Origin of the sequence: Pseudonocardia abyssalis, assembly GCF_019263705.2 — a bacterium.
Taxonomy (GTDB): Bacteria; Actinomycetota; Actinomycetes; order Mycobacteriales; family Pseudonocardiaceae; genus Pseudonocardia; species Pseudonocardia abyssalis.
This window is the reverse complement of the sequence record NZ_JADQDK010000001.1, coordinates 880,443-897,790: the sequence shown is the minus strand read 5'-3', so window position 1 is coordinate 897,790 and position 17,348 is coordinate 880,443. Positions and strand designations below refer to the sequence as shown.

General features: G+C 75.1%; 19 protein-coding genes. 5 read left to right on the top strand and 14 right to left on the bottom strand.

Annotation, left to right across the window (positions count from 1 at the left end):
* Positions 1-17: 17 nt before the first annotated feature.
* Positions 18-629: a TetR/AcrR family transcriptional regulator gene (locus tag I4I81_RS04255; RefSeq protein ID WP_218604528.1), complete on the top strand. Its 612-nt coding sequence runs from the start codon at positions 18-20 to the stop codon at positions 627-629.
* Here the strand turns inward: I4I81_RS04255 and I4I81_RS04250 are convergent, their stop codons facing one another.
* Together I4I81_RS04250 and I4I81_RS04245 are read right to left on the bottom strand one after the other, a co-directional pair.
* Positions 630-1,295, bottom strand: coding sequence for a response regulator transcription factor (locus tag I4I81_RS04250; RefSeq protein WP_218604532.1), 666 nt, complete (start codon positions 1,293-1,295; stop codon positions 630-632).
* The gene (locus tag I4I81_RS04245) at positions 1,283-2,458 is read right to left on the bottom strand and encodes a sensor histidine kinase (protein ID WP_218604529.1); all 1,176 of its coding nucleotides are present in this window, start codon (positions 2,456-2,458) and stop codon (positions 1,283-1,285) included. The genes I4I81_RS04250 and I4I81_RS04245 overlap by 13 nt, the downstream gene beginning before the upstream one ends.
* A gap of 106 nt (positions 2,459-2,564) precedes the next feature.
* On the opposite strand from I4I81_RS04245, the gene I4I81_RS04240 reads away from it, so the two are divergent.
* On the top strand, positions 2,565-3,452 hold the full coding sequence (locus I4I81_RS04240; RefSeq protein WP_218604530.1) for a hypothetical protein: 888 nt from the start codon (positions 2,565-2,567) through the stop codon (positions 3,450-3,452).
* A 181-nt stretch (positions 3,453-3,633) separates the two neighbouring features.
* Here the strand turns inward: I4I81_RS04240 and hisI are convergent, their stop codons facing one another.
* From hisI to I4I81_RS31335, 4 genes are read right to left on the bottom strand one after another with little or no spacing between them, the layout of a single operon-like run.
* Positions 3,634-3,996: a phosphoribosyl-AMP cyclohydrolase gene (gene hisI, locus I4I81_RS04235; RefSeq protein ID WP_218615828.1), complete on the bottom strand. Its 363-nt coding sequence runs from the start codon at positions 3,994-3,996 to the stop codon at positions 3,634-3,636.
* Positions 3,993-4,766 carry an imidazole glycerol phosphate synthase subunit HisF gene (hisF, locus tag I4I81_RS04230; RefSeq protein WP_218604340.1) on the bottom strand — a complete coding sequence of 258 codons (774 nt, stop codon included), beginning with the start codon at positions 4,764-4,766 and terminating at the stop codon, positions 3,993-3,995. The genes hisI and hisF overlap by 4 nt, the downstream gene beginning before the upstream one ends.
* A 35-nt stretch (positions 4,767-4,801) precedes the next feature.
* Complete coding sequence (gene priA / locus I4I81_RS04225; RefSeq protein WP_218604341.1) at positions 4,802-5,608, bottom strand: bifunctional 1-(5-phosphoribosyl)-5-((5-phosphoribosylamino)methylideneamino)imidazole-4-carboxamide isomerase/phosphoribosylanthranilate isomerase PriA; 807 nt, start codon at positions 5,606-5,608, stop codon at positions 4,802-4,804.
* Positions 5,609-5,631: 23 nt separating this feature from the next.
* Positions 5,632-7,434 (bottom strand): serine/threonine-protein kinase, encoded by a 1,803-nt coding sequence (locus tag I4I81_RS31335; protein ID WP_218604349.1) that lies wholly within the window; start codon positions 7,432-7,434, stop codon positions 5,632-5,634.
* Between the two features lie 73 nt (positions 7,435-7,507).
* On the opposite strand from I4I81_RS31335, the gene I4I81_RS04215 reads away from it, so the two are divergent.
* Positions 7,508-8,200 carry an SDR family NAD(P)-dependent oxidoreductase gene (locus I4I81_RS04215; RefSeq protein ID WP_218604342.1) on the top strand — a complete coding sequence of 231 codons (693 nt, stop codon included), beginning with the start codon at positions 7,508-7,510 and terminating at the stop codon, positions 8,198-8,200.
* Here I4I81_RS04215 and hisH read toward each other — a convergent pair.
* The 8 genes from hisH to nadA form a co-directional block, all read right to left on the bottom strand.
* Positions 8,197-8,832: an imidazole glycerol phosphate synthase subunit HisH gene (hisH, locus tag I4I81_RS04210; protein ID WP_218604343.1), complete on the bottom strand. Its 636-nt coding sequence runs from the start codon at positions 8,830-8,832 to the stop codon at positions 8,197-8,199. The two genes, I4I81_RS04215 and hisH, sit on opposite strands and share 4 nt — an antisense overlap.
* A complete protein-coding gene (gene hisB, locus I4I81_RS04205) occupies positions 8,832-9,431 on the bottom strand; it encodes an imidazoleglycerol-phosphate dehydratase HisB (RefSeq protein ID WP_218604344.1) in 600 nt (199 codons plus the stop codon). Before hisB ends, hisH begins: the two co-directional genes overlap by 1 nt.
* Positions 9,428-10,531, bottom strand: a complete 1,104-nt coding sequence (locus tag I4I81_RS04200; RefSeq protein WP_218604345.1) for a histidinol-phosphate transaminase — start codon at positions 10,529-10,531, stop codon at positions 9,428-9,430. The genes hisB and I4I81_RS04200 overlap by 4 nt, the downstream gene beginning before the upstream one ends.
* Positions 10,532-10,565: 34 nt before the next feature.
* The gene (gene hisD, locus I4I81_RS04195) at positions 10,566-11,882 is read right to left on the bottom strand and encodes a histidinol dehydrogenase (RefSeq protein WP_218604346.1); all 1,317 of its coding nucleotides are present in this window, start codon (positions 11,880-11,882) and stop codon (positions 10,566-10,568) included.
* A gap of 31 nt (positions 11,883-11,913) precedes the next feature.
* Entirely contained in the window at positions 11,914-12,132 is a 219-nt protein-coding gene (locus I4I81_RS04190; protein ID WP_218604347.1) for a hypothetical protein, read from the bottom strand.
* Between the two features lie 130 nt (positions 12,133-12,262).
* Complete coding sequence (gene nadC, locus I4I81_RS04185; RefSeq protein WP_218604348.1) at positions 12,263-13,189, bottom strand: carboxylating nicotinate-nucleotide diphosphorylase; 927 nt, start codon at positions 13,187-13,189, stop codon at positions 12,263-12,265.
* The gene (locus I4I81_RS04180; protein ID WP_218615827.1) at positions 13,108-14,727 is read right to left on the bottom strand and encodes an L-aspartate oxidase; all 1,620 of its coding nucleotides are present in this window, start codon (positions 14,725-14,727) and stop codon (positions 13,108-13,110) included. Before I4I81_RS04180 ends, nadC begins: the two co-directional genes overlap by 82 nt.
* Positions 14,724-15,716, bottom strand: coding sequence for a quinolinate synthase NadA (nadA, locus tag I4I81_RS04175; protein ID WP_218606229.1), 993 nt, complete (start codon positions 15,714-15,716; stop codon positions 14,724-14,726). Before nadA ends, I4I81_RS04180 begins: the two co-directional genes overlap by 4 nt.
* 139 nt (positions 15,717-15,855) lie before the next feature.
* On the opposite strand from nadA, the gene I4I81_RS04170 reads away from it, so the two are divergent.
* Positions 15,856-16,611: an NUDIX hydrolase gene (locus tag I4I81_RS04170; protein WP_372478354.1), complete on the top strand. Its 756-nt coding sequence runs from the start codon at positions 15,856-15,858 to the stop codon at positions 16,609-16,611.
* Between the two features lie 5 nt (positions 16,612-16,616).
* On the top strand, positions 16,617-17,294 hold the full coding sequence (locus tag I4I81_RS04165; RefSeq protein WP_218605673.1) for an LON peptidase substrate-binding domain-containing protein: 678 nt from the start codon (positions 16,617-16,619) through the stop codon (positions 17,292-17,294).
* Positions 17,295-17,348 lie beyond the last annotated feature (54 nt).

The window sequence follows — 17,348 nt, the reverse complement described above, 5'->3', positions numbered from 1 at the left end:
GGGTGGATGATGTCGGGGTGTCCGCCCCCCACGACCCGCCGGTCTCCCGTCGCCGGGGCCGCCGCCGGGCCGGCGAGGAGACCCGCGCCGCCCTGCTCTCCGCCGCGCGGTCGGCGTTCGCCGAGCGCGGCTACGACGGCGCGACGGTCCGGCACATCGCCGAGCGCGCCGGCGTCGACCCCGCGATGGTCAACCACTGGTTCGGCTCCAAGGACGCCCTGTTCACCGCCTCGCTGGACATCCCGCTCGACCCCGCCGTCGTCTTCCCCGAGGTGCTGCGCGGCGACCCCGAGCAGCTGGGCGAGCGGCTGGTCACGCGGTTCCTGACGATCTGGGACGCCACCGGCGGCGGCCCGATGGCGTCGCTGATCCGCAGCGTCGCCGCGCACGACGCGGCCGCGCGGATGCTGCGGGAGTTCGTCACGCGGGTGATCCTGGCGCGCGTCGTCGCGACGCTCGGGCCCGACCAGGCCGACCTGCGCGCGTCGCTGGTCGGCTCGCAGCTGATCGGGCTGGGCATGGCCCGCTACGTCGTGAAACTGGAGCCGCTCGCCTCCGCCGACCACGCGACGGTCGCGGCCGCGGTCGCCCCGACGATCCAGCGCTACCTCACCGGCCCGCTCACCTGATCAGTCGGCGGGCCGGAACGGGTCGATGAAGCCGGACTCGTAGGCCCGCACCACGGCCTGCGTCCGGTCGCGGGCGTCCAGCTTGGCCAGGACGTTGCCGACGTGCGTCTTCACCGTCTCGACACCGAGGACCAGCTCGCGGGCGATCTCGGCGTTCGAGAGCCCGCGCGCGACCCACCGCAGCACCTCGCCCTCGCGGTCGGTGAGGCCCGCGCCGCGCAGCGCGTCGCCCCCGCAGCGCCCCCGGGTGGCGACCAGGTCGCGTACGGCGACGGGGAACAGCAGTGACTCCCCCGCCGCGACCGTCCGCACCGCCTGCACGATCTCCACCGGCCGGGCGCGCTTGAGCAGGAAGCCGGTCGCGCCCGCGGCGAGTGCGTCGTAGACGTAGCCGTCGTTGCCGAACGTGGTGAGCACGAGCACCCGCGGCGGCTCCGGCATCGTCGAGACCAGGTGGCGGGTGGCGGCGAGGCCGTCGACGTCGGGCATGCGGACGTCCATCAGCACGACGTCGGGCCGGTGGCGGCGGACCAGCCCGGGCACCTCGGACCCGTCGGCGCCCTCCCCGCGCACCTCGATGTCGGGTTCCGCGTCGAGGATGGCCCGCAGGCCGGCGCGGACGAGCTCCTCGTCGTCGACGAGCACGACTCCGATCACACCGTCGATCCTGCCAGCGGGAGGCGCGCGTGCACCCGCCACTCACCCGACCCGAGCCCCGCCGTCAGCTCGCCGCCCAGTACCGCGACCCGCTCGCGCATGCCGGTGATGCCGCGTCCGCCGCCCGGCGTCCCGCCCGCGCGAACGGGGTTGGTCAGCTCGATCAGCACGGCGTCGGGATCGACGGCGACGCGCAGCCGGGCCCGTTCCGCGTGGCGCGCCGCATTGGTGAGGGACTCCTGCACGATCCGGTAGGCCTCACGCGAGACCGCGAGCGGCACGGTGTCGGGGGTACCGCGGACGTCTGCGGTGATCTGCACGCCCGCCGCCCGGGTGCTCGCGAGGAGGGAGTCGAGGTCGCGGAGGTCGGGTTGGGGTGCACGGTCCGGGGCCTCGTCCGCGCCGTCGCGCAGGAGCCCGAGGACGTGGTCGAGCTCGTCGAGCGCGGTGCGCCCGGCGTCGGCGATGGCGTCCAGTGCGCGGGCGACGAACGCGGGATCGGAGTCCAGCACCCGGGCCGCGGCGCCCGCCTGCAGGGTGGTGACGGTCAGGGCGTGGCCGACGGAGTCGTGCAGCTCGCGGGCGAGGCGGTTGCGCTGCGCCAGTGCCCGCTCGGCGCGCCGGGAGGCGGCGAGCTCGGCGGCCATCCGCTCGGCCGCCGACGGTCCGAGCAGCACCGGGGCGAGCCGGGCGACCCCCGCCCCGACGACGGCGAGCACCGTCCCGAGCACGGCGAGGAGCAGCACACCGACCGGCGGCGTCCAGAAGGCGGCGGGGCCGGTGGGCAGCGGCGGGAACGACGACCACGGCGCGAGGACGAACGCCGCGGCGACGGGCACCACGACGAGCACGAGCAGCGCCACCGCACCGCCGAGCACGGCGTTGAGCAGCAACCAGGCCGCCGCGCGGCGCCGGGCGGACCAGGTGTCGGCGTCCGGGTCGGGCAGGTCGACGCCGAGCAGCGCACGCGCCGCGGCGATCTCCAGCGCCCGCACGCCGCGGACGAACGCCACCCCGACCCCGATCGCGACGGCCGGCGCGAGCAGGACCAGCAGTTCGACCCACCCCAGCCCGTCGGCCGAGATCACGAACAGCCAGCCCAGTGCGACATAGGGCAGCAGCAGTACCGCTCCCAGCAGCAGGTGGACGGTCCGGCGGGTGATCAGAGCCATGGACCGATCGTCGCAGCACCGCCGGCCCGGGACCTCCCTCTCGCGGGGGAGGTCGTTCGCTCCCGGGCGGGAGGTGCCCGGACGGCCCGCTGGGCAGGCTCCCCCCGTGACCTCGACACCTCACCGGCTGCTCGGCTGGGCCGCCGCCGCCGGCACCCTCCCCTACCTGACCCTGAAGGCGCTGTGGATCACCGGCAGCGACGTGGGCACCACCGATCCCGCGCTCGTGCACGGCACGGCGATGGTGGCGCTCAACGGCGTCACCGCCGTGCTCGACCTCGTGGTGGTCGCGCTGGCCCTCGCCCTGACCCACCCGGTCGGGCGGCGACTGCCCGCGTGGCTCGTGCTGCTGCCGATGTGGGTCGGCACCGGCCTGCTGGTGCCGGTCGCGGTCGGGATCCTGCCCGCGACGCTGCTGGCCACGGCCGACCCGTCCACCCCTCCCGACTTCCTGGAGCCCTGGGTGCGACCGCTGGTCTACGGCGGGTTCGCCTGGCAGGCGGTGTTCCTGCTGGCCGCGTTCGCGCTGCACGCCCGTTCGCGCTGGACACCCGCACGGGGAACCTCGCCGCTGCTCCCGGCGACCGCCACGGGCGGCGTCGTGCTCGCCGTGCTCGCCGGGGTACTGCACGTCGTGCTGGCGGTGCGGATCGGCGTGCCCGCGGTGGCGGTGCAGGAGACGGTGAGTGCCCTGCTCGCGTTCCTCGGGGCGGCCGGGGTCGTGGCGCTGGTCCGGGGTTCCGCGCACCGGGTCACCGCCGTCGTCGCGGCCTGGACCGGGAGTGCCGCGCTGTTCGCGTGGGGGCTGTGGACGACGGCACTGGTCACGACGGCGGCCCCGCTGGTCACCCCGGATGCGGTCGCCGGCGGCGCCCACCTGGCCGGCCTGCTGGGCGGGTTCGCCCTCGCGGTGGCGGGCCTGCTCGCAGTGACCGCGGCACCGACCCCGACCCCACACCCGCGAGTCGCTGTTTCCGGGCCCGCGAGTCGCTGATCTCGTGTCCGCGACCCGCGGAGATGTGCTCGCGACTCAGGGGCGCCAGGTACAGCGACTCGCGGGTCTGACGACAGCGACTCGCGGGCGCGGAAACAGCGACTCGCGGGCGTAGGAACAGCGACTCGCGGGCGGGGAAGCAGCGACTCGCGGGGTGGCGGGGAGGGGTGGGTGGGGTGGGTCAGGCCGGGGGCAGCAGGACGTCGGCGTCGAAGCAGGTGCGGGTGCCGGTGTGGCAGGCCGGGCCGGTCTGGTCGACCACCACGACGATCGCGTCGCCGTCGCAGTCCAGCCGCACCTCGTGCACGGCCTGGGCGTGACCCGAGCTCTCGCCCTTGACCCAGTACTCCTCCCGAGAGCGCGACCAGTACGTCGCGCGGCGGGTGGTCAGCGTGCGGTGCAGCGCCTCGTCGTCCATCCAGGCCACCATCAGCACCTCGCCGGTGCCGCGCTGCTGGGCGACCGCGCACACCAGCCCGTCGGCGGTGCGCTTGAGCCGGGCCGCGATCGCCGGGTCGAGCCGGGAGTCGAGCACCCTGGTCATCGGACCTCCACCGAAGCCTCCTTGAGTGCCTGCTTCACGTCGCCGATCCGGAAGTGTCCGAAGTGGAACACCGTGGCCGCGAGTACTGCGTCGGCGCCGGCGCGGACGGCGGGCACGAAGTGCTCCACCGCGCCCGCTCCCCCGCTGGCGATCACCGGCACGTCGACGCGGGCGCGCACCGCGGCGATCATCCGCAGGTCGAACCCGGCGCGGGTGCCGTCGGCGTCCATCGAGTTCAGCAGGATCTCCCCGACACCGAGATCCTGGCCCCGCGCCGCCCACTCGACGGCGTCGATGCCGGTGCCGCGCCGCCCGCCGTGGGTGGTGACCTCCCAGCCCGACGGCGTCGGCTCGCCACCCTCCGGCACGGTCCGCGCGTCGACCGACAGCACGATGCACTGCGACCCGAACCGGCGGCTGGCCTCGTGCAGCAGCTCCGGGCGGGCGATGGCCGCAGTGTTGATCGACACCTTGTCGGCGCCGTTGCGCAGCAGGACGTCGATGTCGTCGGTGGCCCGGATGCCGCCACCGACCGTCAGCGGGATGAACACCTGCTCGGCGGTGCGCCGCACGACGTCGAGCATGGTGGCGCGCTCGCCGGAGGACGCGGTGACGTCGAGGAACGTCAGCTCGTCGGCCCCCTCGGCGTCGTACACCCGAGCCATCTCGACGGGGTCGCCCGCGTCGCGCAGGTCGGCGAAGTTGACGCCCTTGACGACCCGCCCGGCGTCGACGTCCAGGCAGGGGATCACGCGCACGGCCACACTCACGACAGCAACCCTACTGAGACGCAGAGCAAGGCGGATCAGCCCGCCTGCTGGGCCGTCCCTCCGTGGGCCCCGCCCCCGCGGGCGGCCACGTCCCGCATCGCGGCCAGCGCCTCGGGCAGCGTGAACCGTCCGGCGTAGAGCGCCTTGCCGACGATCGAGCCCTCCAGGTTGACGCCCTCGGCGGCGACCTCCGCCAGCGCCTCCAGGTCGGAGATCTGTGAGATCCCGCCGGAGACGATCAGCGGGGCCTTCGTGGCGTTCGCGACCTCGCGCATGAGCCCGGTGTTGGGGCCCTTGAGCATGCCGTCCTTGCTGACGTCGGTGACGACGTAGCGGGCGCACCCGTCGCGGTCGAGGCGGGCGAGGGTCTCCCACAGGTCACCGCCGTCGGTGGTCCAGCCGCGGGCGGCGAGGCGGTGCCGCGTCGATCCGTCCTCGGCTTCGGTGACCCGCACGTCGAGCCCGACCGCGATCCGCTCCCCGTGCGCCGCGATCGCCCGCGCGCACCACTGCGGGTTCTCCAGTGCCGCGGTGCCCAGGTTGACCCGCGCGCACCCGGTCGACAGGGCCCGCTCCAGCGACGCGTCGTCGCGGATGCCCCCGGAGAGCTCCACCTGCACGTCCAGCTCCCCGACGACCGCCGCCAGCAGCTCGGCGTTGGAGCCGCGGCCGAACGCGGCGTCGAGGTCGACGAGGTGGACCCACTCCGCACCGTCGGTCTGCCACTGCAAGGCCGCGTCCCGGGGCGCGCCGTAGCCGGTCTCGGTACCGGCCTCGCCCTGGACCAGGCGGACGGCCTGGCCGTCGGCGACGTCGACCGCGGGCAGCAACACGAAAGTCACGGCGCGCAGCGTACCCATCCCGCTCAGAACGGCGTGTGCCCGATCCACCAGGTGTAGACCTCGCCGGGGTCGGAGCCCGCGACGTACCCCTGGATCCGCGACGTGCGCGTCCCCCAGGCCATCACGTACACGCTGGTGCCGTCGCCGAGCATCCGCGTGCCGCAGACGAGGTCGTACCCGGCGTACTCGACGACGGTGTCACCGCCGATGGCGCAGTCCTCGTCGTCGCCCGACGTCGCCGCGTCGACCGCGGTGAGCGCGGCGCCGTAGGTCGCGACGTCGGCGAAGCGCCGGAACTCCACCTCGGTCACCGACGCGTCGCCGGTGGTGCACCGGATCTGCTCGGTGGCGCCGTCGGTCGGCGCGGCGTCCACACAGGTCTCGGCGTAGAAGCCGTCGGGGTCGAGCTCGGCGAGCAGGTCCGCGGCGGCCGGTCCCCCGCCGGTCGCGACGGTGTCGGTGCCGGTCGCCCCGCCCGAGGCGGTCGCGCCCGGGGTGGCGGACCCGCGCGGCCACAGCACGACCCCCGCGACGACGAGGGCGACGACGGCCGCGGCGGCCACCCCGATCAACGGCCAGCGCCGCCGCCCGCGGCCCGCGGTCGCACCGGGGTCGCGGCCGTGGGTGTCGTGGCCCGGGGCGCCGTGGCCCGCGCCCCCGGATGCCGGGGCCCCGGACCCGTACCCGCCTGCCCCCTGCGGGCCGGGGCCGTAGCTCGCCGGGCCGTAGCCGGTCGGGCCGCTCCCCGCCTGGCCGAACCCGGCCTGGCCGTAGCCCGTCGGCCCGCCGCTCCCGGCCGCACCGCTCCCGGCCTGGCCGTGACCCGCCGGGCCGTACCCGGGCGGCCCGTACGCGTTCGTCGGCCCGGCCGGCGCCGGGTACCCACCCGGTCGTCCGTCGCCGAACCCGGTCCCCGTCGGCGGCCCGACGCGGGTGCCCGCCGGTCCACCCGGCCACGCCGGGGTGGTCGCCGTCCAGCCCGAGCCTCCCGGGTGCGCCTGCGTCATCGGCACGCCGTTGACGGCCTGGGTCGCGGCCGCGGCCAGCTCCCCCGCGGCGGCGTAGCGGTGCGCCGGGTCCTTGGCCATGCCCCGGGCCACGACGGCGTCCAGGGCGGCCGGGACGCCGTGGGCCACGCGGCTCGGCGCGGGCGGCTCCGTCGACAGGTGCGCGTGCATCAGCGCCGGGCCGGTCACCCCGGCGAACGGGGTCCGCCCGGTGAGCAGCTCGAACAGCACGCAGGCCAGCGCGTAGACGTCGACGCGGTGGTCGACGGCGTCGCCGAGGAACCGCTCGGGCGCCATGTAGCCCAGCGTGCCGACGGTCGCCCCGGTCGCGGTGAGCGCGGAGTCCGCCGACCCGTCGACGGCCCGGGCGACCCCGAAGTCGGCGAGGTAGGCGAAGTCCCCGGTGAGCAGCACGTTGGCCGGCTTGACGTCGCGGTGCAGCAGCCCGCTCGCGTGGGCGGCGTCCAGCGCGCTCGCGACCTGGGCCACGATCGGCACCGCGCGCGCCGCGGGCAGCGGCCCGCCCTCGGCGAGCACGTCGGCGAGGTCGCGCCCGTTGACCAGCCGCATGTCGAGGAACAGGCGCCCGTCGATCTCGCCGAAGTCGTGGATGGGCACGATGTGCGGCTCGGTCAGCCGGGACGCGACCGCGGCCTCCTTGCGGAAGCGGGCGCGGAAGTCCGGGTCGGCGGCGAGGTGCGCGGGCAGCCGCTTGAGGGCCACGATGCGGTCGCGGCGGGTGTCGTACGCCCGGTAGACCTCGCCCATGCCGCCGCGCCCGACCAGCTCCTCCAGCCGGTACGGCCCGAACTGCTCCATCACGATCACTCCCTCTGCTCACTCCGCTGGAGTCGCCGCGCGCGGACAAGGTTTCGGACCTAGCGTGCGAAGTATGGATCTGGACGGGGCACGTGTGGTGGTCGCGGGCGCGAGCGGTGTGCTGGGTGCGGCGATCGCCCGCTCGCTGCACGACCGGGGCGCCCGGCTGGTGCTGGCCGGGCGCGACGCCGACCGGCTCGCGGCGGTCGGCGTCGACGCCCCCGTGCTCACCTTCGACGCGCTCGACCTAGAGCGCTGCGCCGCCGTCGTCGACGAGGCCGCCGAGCTGCTCGGCGGCCTCGACGTGCTCGTCGTCGCGTTCGGGGTCGCCGCGTTCGGGCCCGCGGAGCAGGCGGGCGACGTGATCACCGAGCACCTGCTGACCGTCAACACGATGGCGCCGATGGCGATGGTCCGGGCCGCCGTTCCGCGGTTCGACGGCGACGGGACGGTCGCGGTGCTCAGCGCGATCCTCGCCGACCACCCCACCGCCGGCATGGCCGCCTACACCGCGAGCAAGGCCGGGCTCTCGGCCTGGCTCACCGCGGTGCGCCAGGAGCAGCGCCGCCGGGGCGTCACCGTCTTCGACGTCCGCCCTCCGCACATCGAGACCGGCCTCGCCGACCGCGCGATCGAGGGCGAGGCCCCGTCGATGACGGCCGGTGCGACCGTCGAGGAGCTGGTGGAGCTGGTCGTCGACGGCATCCGCGACGGGCGCCGCGAGCTGCGCTACGACCTGAAGGAACGGGCCTTCGCCGGGCGCTAGCCGACGACGTCGCGCAGCCAGTTCTGCAGCACCGCGGCCCCGGCGTCACCGGACTTCTCCGGGTGGAACTGGGTGGCCGCGAGCGCGCCGTTCTCCACCGCCGCCACGAAGTCCTCGCCGTGGTGGGCCCAGGTGACCAGCGGCGGGCGCAGGGCCTCCGACGGCTCCAGCTCCCAGCGCCGCACGCCGAAGGAGTGCACGAAGTAGAAGCGGGTGTCGGCGTCGAGGCCGTGGAACAGCGCCGACCCGGCCGGGGCCGTGACGGTGTTCCAGCCCATGTGCGGGAGCACGTCGGCCTTGATCTGCTCGACGGTGCCCGGCCACTGCCCGCAGCCGACGGTCCGCTCGCCCCACTCGACGCCCAGGTCGAACAGCACCTGCATGCCGACGCAGATCCCGAGCACCGGACGGCCCCCGGCGAGGCGGCGGTCGATGATCCGCGGCCCGCCGATCGACTGCAGCCCGGCCATGCACGCCGCGAACGCCCCGACCCCGGGGACGACGAGACCGTCGGCCTCGGTGGCCTCGTCGGCGTCGGAGGTGACGGTGACGTCGGCCCCGACCCGGCTCAGCGCGCGTTCCGCGGAACGCAGGTTGCCCGATCCGTAGTCGAGCACGACGATCTTCGGCATCAGAGCGTGCCCTTCGTCGACGCGATCCCGGTGATCCGGTCGTCCGGCTCCACCGCCGCGCGCAGGGCCCTGGCGACGGCCTTGAACTCGGCCTCGGTGATGTGGTGGGGGTCGCGGCCGTCGAGCACGCGGACGTGCAGGGCGAGGTGGCCGTGGAAGGCCAGCGACTCGAACACGTGCCGGTTGAGCACCGTCGGGTAGTGCCCGCCGACGACGAACCCCGTCATGACCTCGGGCTCGCCGGTGTGCACGGTGTACGGCCGCCCGGAGACGTCCACGACGGCCTGCGCGAGCGCCTCGTCCATCGGGATCCAGGCGTCGCCGAAGCGGCGGATGCCCTTCTTGTCGCCGAGCGCCTGCAGGATCGCCTGGCCGAGCACGATCGAGGTGTCCTCGACGGTGTGGTGCGCGTCGAGGTCGACGTCACCGGTGGCGCGCACGGTGAGGTCGAAGGCGCCGTGCTTGCCGAAGGCGTCGAGCATGTGGTCGAAGAACGGCACGCCGGTGGCGATCTCGGTCTTGCCCGTGCCGTCGAGGTCGATCTCGACGAGGACCGTCGACTCCTTGGTGATCCGCTCGACGCGGCCGATCCTGCTCATGCGAGCTCCTTCGTTGCGAGGTCGACGGCGGCGGCGAGGAACGCGTCGTTCTCCTCGGGCGTGCCGATCGTGACGCGCAGCCGCTCCGGGATCCCGACGTCGCGGATCAGCACGCCGAGGTCGAGGAAGGCCTGCCACGCGCGCGGGGCGTCGGCGAACGCGCCGAACAGCGCGAAGTTGGCGTCGCTGGGCACGACGTCGTATCCCGCGCTGCGCAGCTCGTCGACGACGCGGTCGCGCTCGTGGCGCAGCAGCGCGACCGAGCCGAGAGTGGCGTCGGCGTGCCGCAGCGACGCGCGCGCGGCGGCCTGGGTGAGCGCCGAGAGGTGGTAGGGCAGCCGGACGAGCTGCAGCGCGTCGACGACGGCGGGCGCGGCCGCGAGGTAGCCCAGCCGCCCGCCGGCGAACGCGAACGCCTTGCTCATCGTGCGGCTGACGATCAGCTTGTGCCCGTGCGTCGCCAGCAGCGTGACGGCGCTGGGCCGGTCGGAGAACTCCGCGTAGGCCTCGTCGACCACGACGATCCCCGGCGCCGCGTCGACCAGGACGGCCAGCTCGGCGGGCTCCAGCGACTGGCCGGTGGGGTTGTTCGGGCTGGTCAGGAACGTGAGGTCCGGCGCCCGGTCCCGCAGGAGCGCGGCGGCGGCGTCGACGTCGATCGCGAAGTCGGCCTTCCGCGGCGCGGGCAGCCACTCGGTGCGGGTGCCCGCGGCGATGATCGGGTGCATCGAGTAGCTCGGCTCGAACCCGACGGCCGTGCGACCGGGACCGCCGAAGCACTGCATGATCTGCTGCAGCACCTCGTTGGAGCCGTTGGCGGCCCAGAGGTTCTCCACGCCGAGCGGCACGCCGGTGGCGTCCGTCAGGTAGGCGGCGAGGTCGGTGCGCAGCGCGACGGCGTCGCGGTCGGGGTAGCGGTGCAGGTCGGCGGCGGCCTCCGCGGCGGCCGCGGTGACGTCGACGACCAGCTCGGGCGGCGGCGGGTACGGGTTCTCGTTGGTGTTGAGCCGCACCGCCACGTCGAGCTGCGGGGCGCCGTAGGGGGACTTCCCGCGCAGGTCGTCGCGCAGGGGGAGGTCGTCGAGCGTGATCTCCTTCACGACGCCGCCTCCGCGGGAGAGAGCACGTCGGCGGTCATCGGAACCGCACCGTGACGGCCTGGCCGTGCGCGGGCAGGTCCTCGGCCCCGGCCAGCGTGACCACCGAGTCGGCGACCTCACGCAGGGCGTCCTGCGAGTAGTCGATCACGTGCACGCCGCGCAGGAACGTCTGCACCGACAGGCCCGCGGAGTGCCGCGCGCAGCCGCCGGTGGGCAGGACGTGGTTGGAGCCCGCGCAGTAGTCGCCGAGGCTGACCGGCGCCCACGGGCCGACGAAGATCGCGCCGGCGTTGCGGATGCGCAGGGCCACCGCGCGGGCGTCGGCGGTCTGGATCTCCAGGTGCTCGGCGGCGTAGGCGTCGACCACGGCGATCCCGTCGTCGAGGTCGGAGACGAGCACCGTGCCGGACTGCGGCCCGGTCAGCGCCTCGCGGATCCGCTCGTCGTGCTTGGTGGTGGGGACCTGCACGGCCAGCTCGGCGTCGACGGCGTCGGCCAGCGCGGGCGACGTCGTGACCAGCACCGACGCCGCGGCCGGGTCGTGCTCGGCCTGGGAGATGAGGTCGGCGGCGACGTGCACCGGGTCGGCCGTGTCGTCGGCCAGCACGGCGATCTCGGTGGTACCGGCCTCCGCGTCGATGCCGATCAGGCCGCGCAGCAGCCGCTTGGCCGCGGTCACGTAGATGTTTCCGGGGCCGGTGACCATGTCGACGGGCTCCAGCTCGCCGCCGTCGGTGTCCTCCCCGCCGTACGCGAGCAGCGCGACGGCCTGCGCTCCCCCGACCGCCCACACCTCGTCGACGCCCAGCAGCGCGGCCGCGGCGAGGATCGTGGGGTGCGGCAGCCCGCCGTGCTCGGCCTGCGGGGGCGACGCCACGACGAGTGACTCGACGCCCGCCTCCTGCGCCGGCACCACGTTCATCACGACACTCGACGGGTACACCGCGCGCCCGCCCGGCGCGTAGAGCCCGACGCGGCGCACCGGCACGAACCGCTCGGTGACGGTGCCGCCGGGGACGACGTTCGTGACGATGTCGGTGCGGCGCTGCTCGGTGTGCACCTTCCGGGCGCGCTCGATCGACACCTCGAGCGCGGCGCGCACCTCCGGGTCGAGGGCGTCGAGCGCCGCGGTGATCGTCGCCACGGGCACCCGCACGGAGGCCGAGCGGACACCGTCGAAGCGCTCGCCGAACTCCAGCGCCGCCTCGGCACCCCGGTCGCGCACGGCCTCGACCAGGGGTCGTACCTGGTGCAGGACGGTGTCGACATCGACCTCCGCGCGCGGCAGGAGAGCCCGCAGGGCGGCGGTGGTGGGGAGTTTCTGGGGGCGCAGGTCGGTCCGGCGGAGCATGGCCCCAGCCTACGGCCGTCGGCCCCGTCGCTCAGGTGCGGTAGCCGCCGATGCCGCGCGCGGCGTCCCAGGCGCCGGTGTCGGGGCGCTCGTGCGGAGCGGGCCGGGGCGTGGCGCAGACCGTGACGTGCACGTAGGCGTACGCCCAGGTGACGCTCCCGTCGGGGTGCGCGTGGTCGATGTGCGCCAGGCGCACCAGCGACTCCCCCTCGCCGATGGGGGCGTAGCAGCGTTCGCAGATCATCGTCATGACACTCCAGACCGATCGCCGACGGGACGGGTGTGGTGGAGGTCGTCGTTGACGCGTACCCAACACGATTGTCCCCCGGCGGGCGCGGAACGACCGAATCCTGCCGACGTGGCGTCGCCCACGCCCCCGGTCAGCCCGGCAGGAGGTCCAGTCCGAGGTCGAGCGCGATGACGGAGTGGGTGAGCGCACCGACGGCGAGGAAGTCGACCCCGGTCTCGGCGTACGCCCTGGCGTTCTCCAGCGCGAGCCCGCCGGAGGACTCCAGCCGGGTCGGGGCGCTCCCCCGCAGCGCGACGGCCTCGCGGGTGAGCTCGACGGAGAAGTTGTCGAGCAGCACCAGCTCCGCACCCAGGGCGAGGACCTCCTCGAGCTGCTGCAGCGAGTCGACCTCCACCTCGCACGGCAGGTGCGGCGCCCGCTCGCGCGCGGCCCGGAACGCCGCGCCGACCGACCCGGCCGCGGCCACGTGGTTGTCCTTGATCAGGACGGCGTCGCCGAGCCCGAGGCGGTGGTTGACGCCCCCGCCGCAGCGCACGGCGTACTTCTCCAGCAGCCGCAGGCCCGGCAGTGTCTTGCGGGTGTCGCGGATGCGCGCCCCGGTGCCCGCGACGGCGTCGACCCAGGCCGCGGTGGCCGTCGCGACGCCGGAGAGGTGGCAGAGCAGGTTGAGCGCGGTGCGCTCCGCGGTGAGGAAGGTGCGGACGGGGGCGCGGACGGTGAGTGCGGCGTCGCCGGCCTTGACGCGGTCGCCGTCGGCGGCGGTGGACAGGACCTCGTAGTCCCCGACCACGGCGTCGAGCACCGCGACCACGGCCGGGATACCGGCCAGCACCCCCGGGCGGCGGGCGGCGAAGGCCCCGACGGCGACGGCGTCGGCCGGGACCGTGGCCTCGGTGGTGGCGTCGGGGCCGTAGCGGAGGTCCTCCTTCAGCGCCGTGGCGACGACGCGGTGCAGATCGTCGAGATCGGGGCCGTTCACACCGACACCGCCCGTGCCGCTCGGACGACGGGGCGGCCGGACTCGCCGAGCACGACCTCCAGGCTCGCGCGCTGCCATACGTCGTCGCGGGCGGGGAAGTCGGTGCGCACGTGGCAGCCTCGGCTCTCGGTGCGGGTGCCCGCGGCGGCGAGCACGGCCTGGGCGATCAGGGTGAGCGCGGCGTCCTCGACGCCCGCGCGGTCGATCGGGACCGCGAGCGCGGTGGCCGCGTCGATCGCGTCGGAGGCGGCGGCGAGACCGGCCCCGTCCCGGCCGACACCCGCGGCCCCCGACATGGCCCGCTGCACGGTGCCGCGGTCGGCGAGGGGGACGGCGGGGGCGGGGGCCGGAATGGCAGTAGAGCCACTTTCCCGCCATGACGTGGCGGCATGGTGGCTTTCCTGCAACTCCGCCACCACCGCCTCCGCCGCCCGCGCCCCCATGACGAGGCCCTCCAGCAGGCTGTTCGACGCCAGCCGGTTGGCCCCGTGCAGGCCGGTGCGCGCCACCTCCCCCGCCGCGTACAGGCCGGGGACCCCCGTGCGGGCGTGCATGTCGGTGACGACCCCGCCGCACGAGTAGTGCGCGGCGGGGGTGACCGGGATGGGCTCGCGCACCGGGTCGATCCCGGCCGCCCGGCAGGCCGCGTAGACCGTCGGGAAGCGGGCGGCGAAGCCGTCGAGGGCGCGCGCGTCGAGGTAGACGCATGCCGTGCCCGTCTCGGCGAGGCGCCGGGTGATCGCGGCGGCCACGACGTCGCGCGGGGCCAGGTCGGCGAGCGGGTGGACCCCGGTCATGAACCGGCGACCGGCGCGGTCGAGCAGGACCGCGCCCTCGCCGCGGACGGCCTCGGTGACCAGCGGACGGCGCCCGACGGCCGGCCCGGTGTAGAGGACGGTCGGGTGGAACTGCACGAACTCGAGGTCGGCCGCCGACGCCCCGGCCCGCAGCGCGAGCGCGACTCCGTCGCCGGTGGCCGTCTCGGGGTTGGTCGTCGAGGAGTAGAGCTGGCCGTATCCGCCGGTCGCGAGCAGCACCGCGGCGGCGCGCAGCACACCGGGGCGGCCCTCGTCGTCGAGCAGGGCGAGGCCGGCGGCCCGCCCGTCGGGGGTGCGCAGGACGTCGACCGCGACGTGCCCGGTGAGCAGCGGCAACCCGCCCGCGGCGTGCACCAGCGCCCGCTCGACCTCGGCGCCCGTGGCGTCACCGCCCGCGTGCACCACGCGGAACGCGGAGTGCCCGCCCTCCCGGGTGCGGGCGAGGCGACCGTCCGGGGCCCCATTCGGGTCTGCGCGGTCGAAGACCGCCCCGCGTTCCCGCAACCGCGCGACGGCCGCCGGCCCGTCGGCGATGATCGACGCCACCGCGGCCGGGTCGCACAGCCCGCCACCGGCCTCCAGCGTGTCGGCGACGTGGGCATCGACGCTGTCGCCCGGCACGTCACCGACGACGACGGCGACCCCGCCCTGCGCCCACCGCGTCGACCCGGCGTCGACGGCGTCCTTGGTGACGACGACGACCCGCAGGCCCGCCGCGGCGGCGTCGAGTGCTGCGGTGAGCCCCGCGACCCCCGACCCGACGACGACGAGGTCCGCCTCGGCCTCCCAGGCGCTCATTCCCCACCTCCGGGCTGCCCGATCGCGATCATCCGCTGCACCGCGGCGCGCCCACGCTCGGCGAGCTCGGGATCGACGTGCACCTCGTCGCGGCCCTCGCGCAGTGCCCGCAGCAGCTTCGCCGGGGTGATCATCTTCATGTAGTGGCACGACGCCCGGTCGTTGACCGCGCGGAAGTCGACCTCCGGGGCGGCCCGCCGCAGCTGGTGCAGCATCCCGACCTCGGTGGCGACGAGCACGGTGCCGCCGGGCTTCGCGACGCGCGCGGCGTCGAGCATGCCGCCCGTCGAGAGGATCTTGACGTGCTCCGCGGGCACCGCCCCGGCCCCGGCGAGGTAGAGCGCCGAGGTGGCGCACCCGCACTCGGGGTGCACGTAGAGGTCGGCGTCGGGGTACGCCTCCGACTGCGCGGTGAGCGCCGGGCCGCTGATGCCCGCGTGCACGTGGCACTCCCCCGCCCACACGTGCATGTTCGTGCGACCGGTGATCCGGCGGACGTGCGCGCCGAGGAACTGGTCGGGCAGGAACAGCACCTCGCGGTCCTCCGGGATCGACTGCACGACCTCGACCGCGTTCGACGACGTGCAGCAGATGTCGGTCTCCGCCTTCACCGCCGCCGTCGTGTTGACGTAGCTGACGACCACCGCGCCGGGGTGCTCGGCCTTCCAGGAGCGCAGCTGCTCGGCGGTGATCGAGTCGGCGAGCGAGCAGCCGGCCTTCTCCTCCGGGATCAGCACCGTCTTCTCCGGGCTGAGGATCTTCGCCGTCTCGGCCATGAAGTGGACGCCGCAGAACACGATCGTCGAGGCCGTCGACTCCGCGGCGATCCGGGACAGGGCCAACGAGTCCCCGGTGAAGTGCGCGACGTCCTGGATCTCCGGCAGCTGGTAGTTGTGCGCCAGCACCACCGCGTCCTGGGCCTGCGCGAGCGCGCGGACCTCCTCGGCCCACCCCGCCTCGACCTCCGACAGCAGCTCCGTCACGGCCATGGCCCCTCCTCGTGTTTTCGACTAGTAGTCGTAAACTAGGGGCGATATTAGCAGCGCCGCCCCCGCGAGGCACGCACCGCGTGACCTGCACCTCACCTGACGGTCATGCCCCGTTCACCTGCTCCCCTACGATCACCCTGTGCGCGCGACGGGTCACGAGGTGCTCGCCGCGGTGCTGCGCATGGGCGACGACGGCGTGCAGGTCCTCGCCTGGGAGCGCGCACGCGACCCGGACCGCGGCCGGTGGGCCCTGCCGGGCGGGCGGCTCGGTGACGACGAGGACGTCGAGGCGTCGGTGCTGCGGCAGCTCGCGGAGAAGGTCGACGTCCGCGAGGTCGCGCACGTCGAGCAGCTCGGGGTGTTCAGCGAGCCCGGTCGCGTGCCGGGGACCCGGCTCATCGCGACCGCGTTCCTCGGGCTCGTCCCGTCCGACGTCGACCCGGTGGTCCCGGACGACACGGCGTGGCGTCCCGTCAGCCCGCCGCCCGCCGAGCGCGCCCCGGCCCCGGACGCACTCCCCACCCCGGTCCGCGCCCCCGCACTCGCCGGCGCCGCGTTCGACCACGGCACGATCGTCGCCGCCGCGCGCGACCGGCTGCGCGCGAAGCTGTCCTACACCAACCTCGGGTTCGCCCTCGCCCCGCGCGAGTTCACGATCTCCGCCCTGCGCGACCTCTACGTCACCGCGCTCGGCCACCCGGTCTCCGCCACGAACCTGCAGCGCGTGCTGACCCGCCGGGCCCTGCTCGAACCGACCGGTGCCGTCGCCCCTCCCGGCCCCTCCGGCGGGCGGCCCGCCGCGCTGTTCCGCTTCACCGACCGGACCCTGCGCGTGACCGATGCGTTCGCCGTGCTCAAGCCGCCGGGCGAGCACGGACGGGGCGCCGTACCGTAGGCGCCGTGGCCGAGACCGTCCCCGTGTTCCCCTTGGGAACCGTGCTCATGCCGGGGGCCCTGCTGCCGCTGCACATCTTCGAGCCGCGCTACCGGCAGCTCACGATCGACCTGGTCACCGGGGCGGTACCCGACAAGGAGTTCGGCGTCGTCGCGGTGCGCGAGGGGTGGACGCCCGACGACGACGGCGTCGCCGGGCTGCACGGCGTCGGCTGCACCGCCTCGCTGCGCGACGTCCGACGGCTGCCCGACGGGCGCTTCGACATCGTCACCCGCGGCGCCCGGCGCTTCCGGTTGCTCGAGCTCGACACGGAGTCCAAGCCGTACCTGATGGGGTCGGTGGAGTTCCTGCCCGACGCCGAGTTCGAGGGCGGCGACGAGCTCACCACGATGCTCACCACGTCCGCCCGGGCCGCCCACCGCCGCTACTGCAGCACCGCGTGGAAGACCGACGACTGGTCCGAGCCCGACGCCGACATCCCCGCCGCCGAACTGCCGGGTGTCCTGGCCGCCGACTGCCTGCTCCCGCTGACCGACAAGCAGTCGCTGCTGGAGCAGATCTCCCCCACCGAACGGCTGCGGATGGTCCGCCTGCTGCTCGCCAGGGAGACCGGCCTGCTCACCCAGCTCCGGGCCGTCCCCGCCCCGACGACGACGTTCTCGGTGGAGCACAGCGCCAACTGACGCCCCGCGAGTCGCTGGATCCACGCCCGCGAGTCGCTGCTCCTGCGCCCCGGG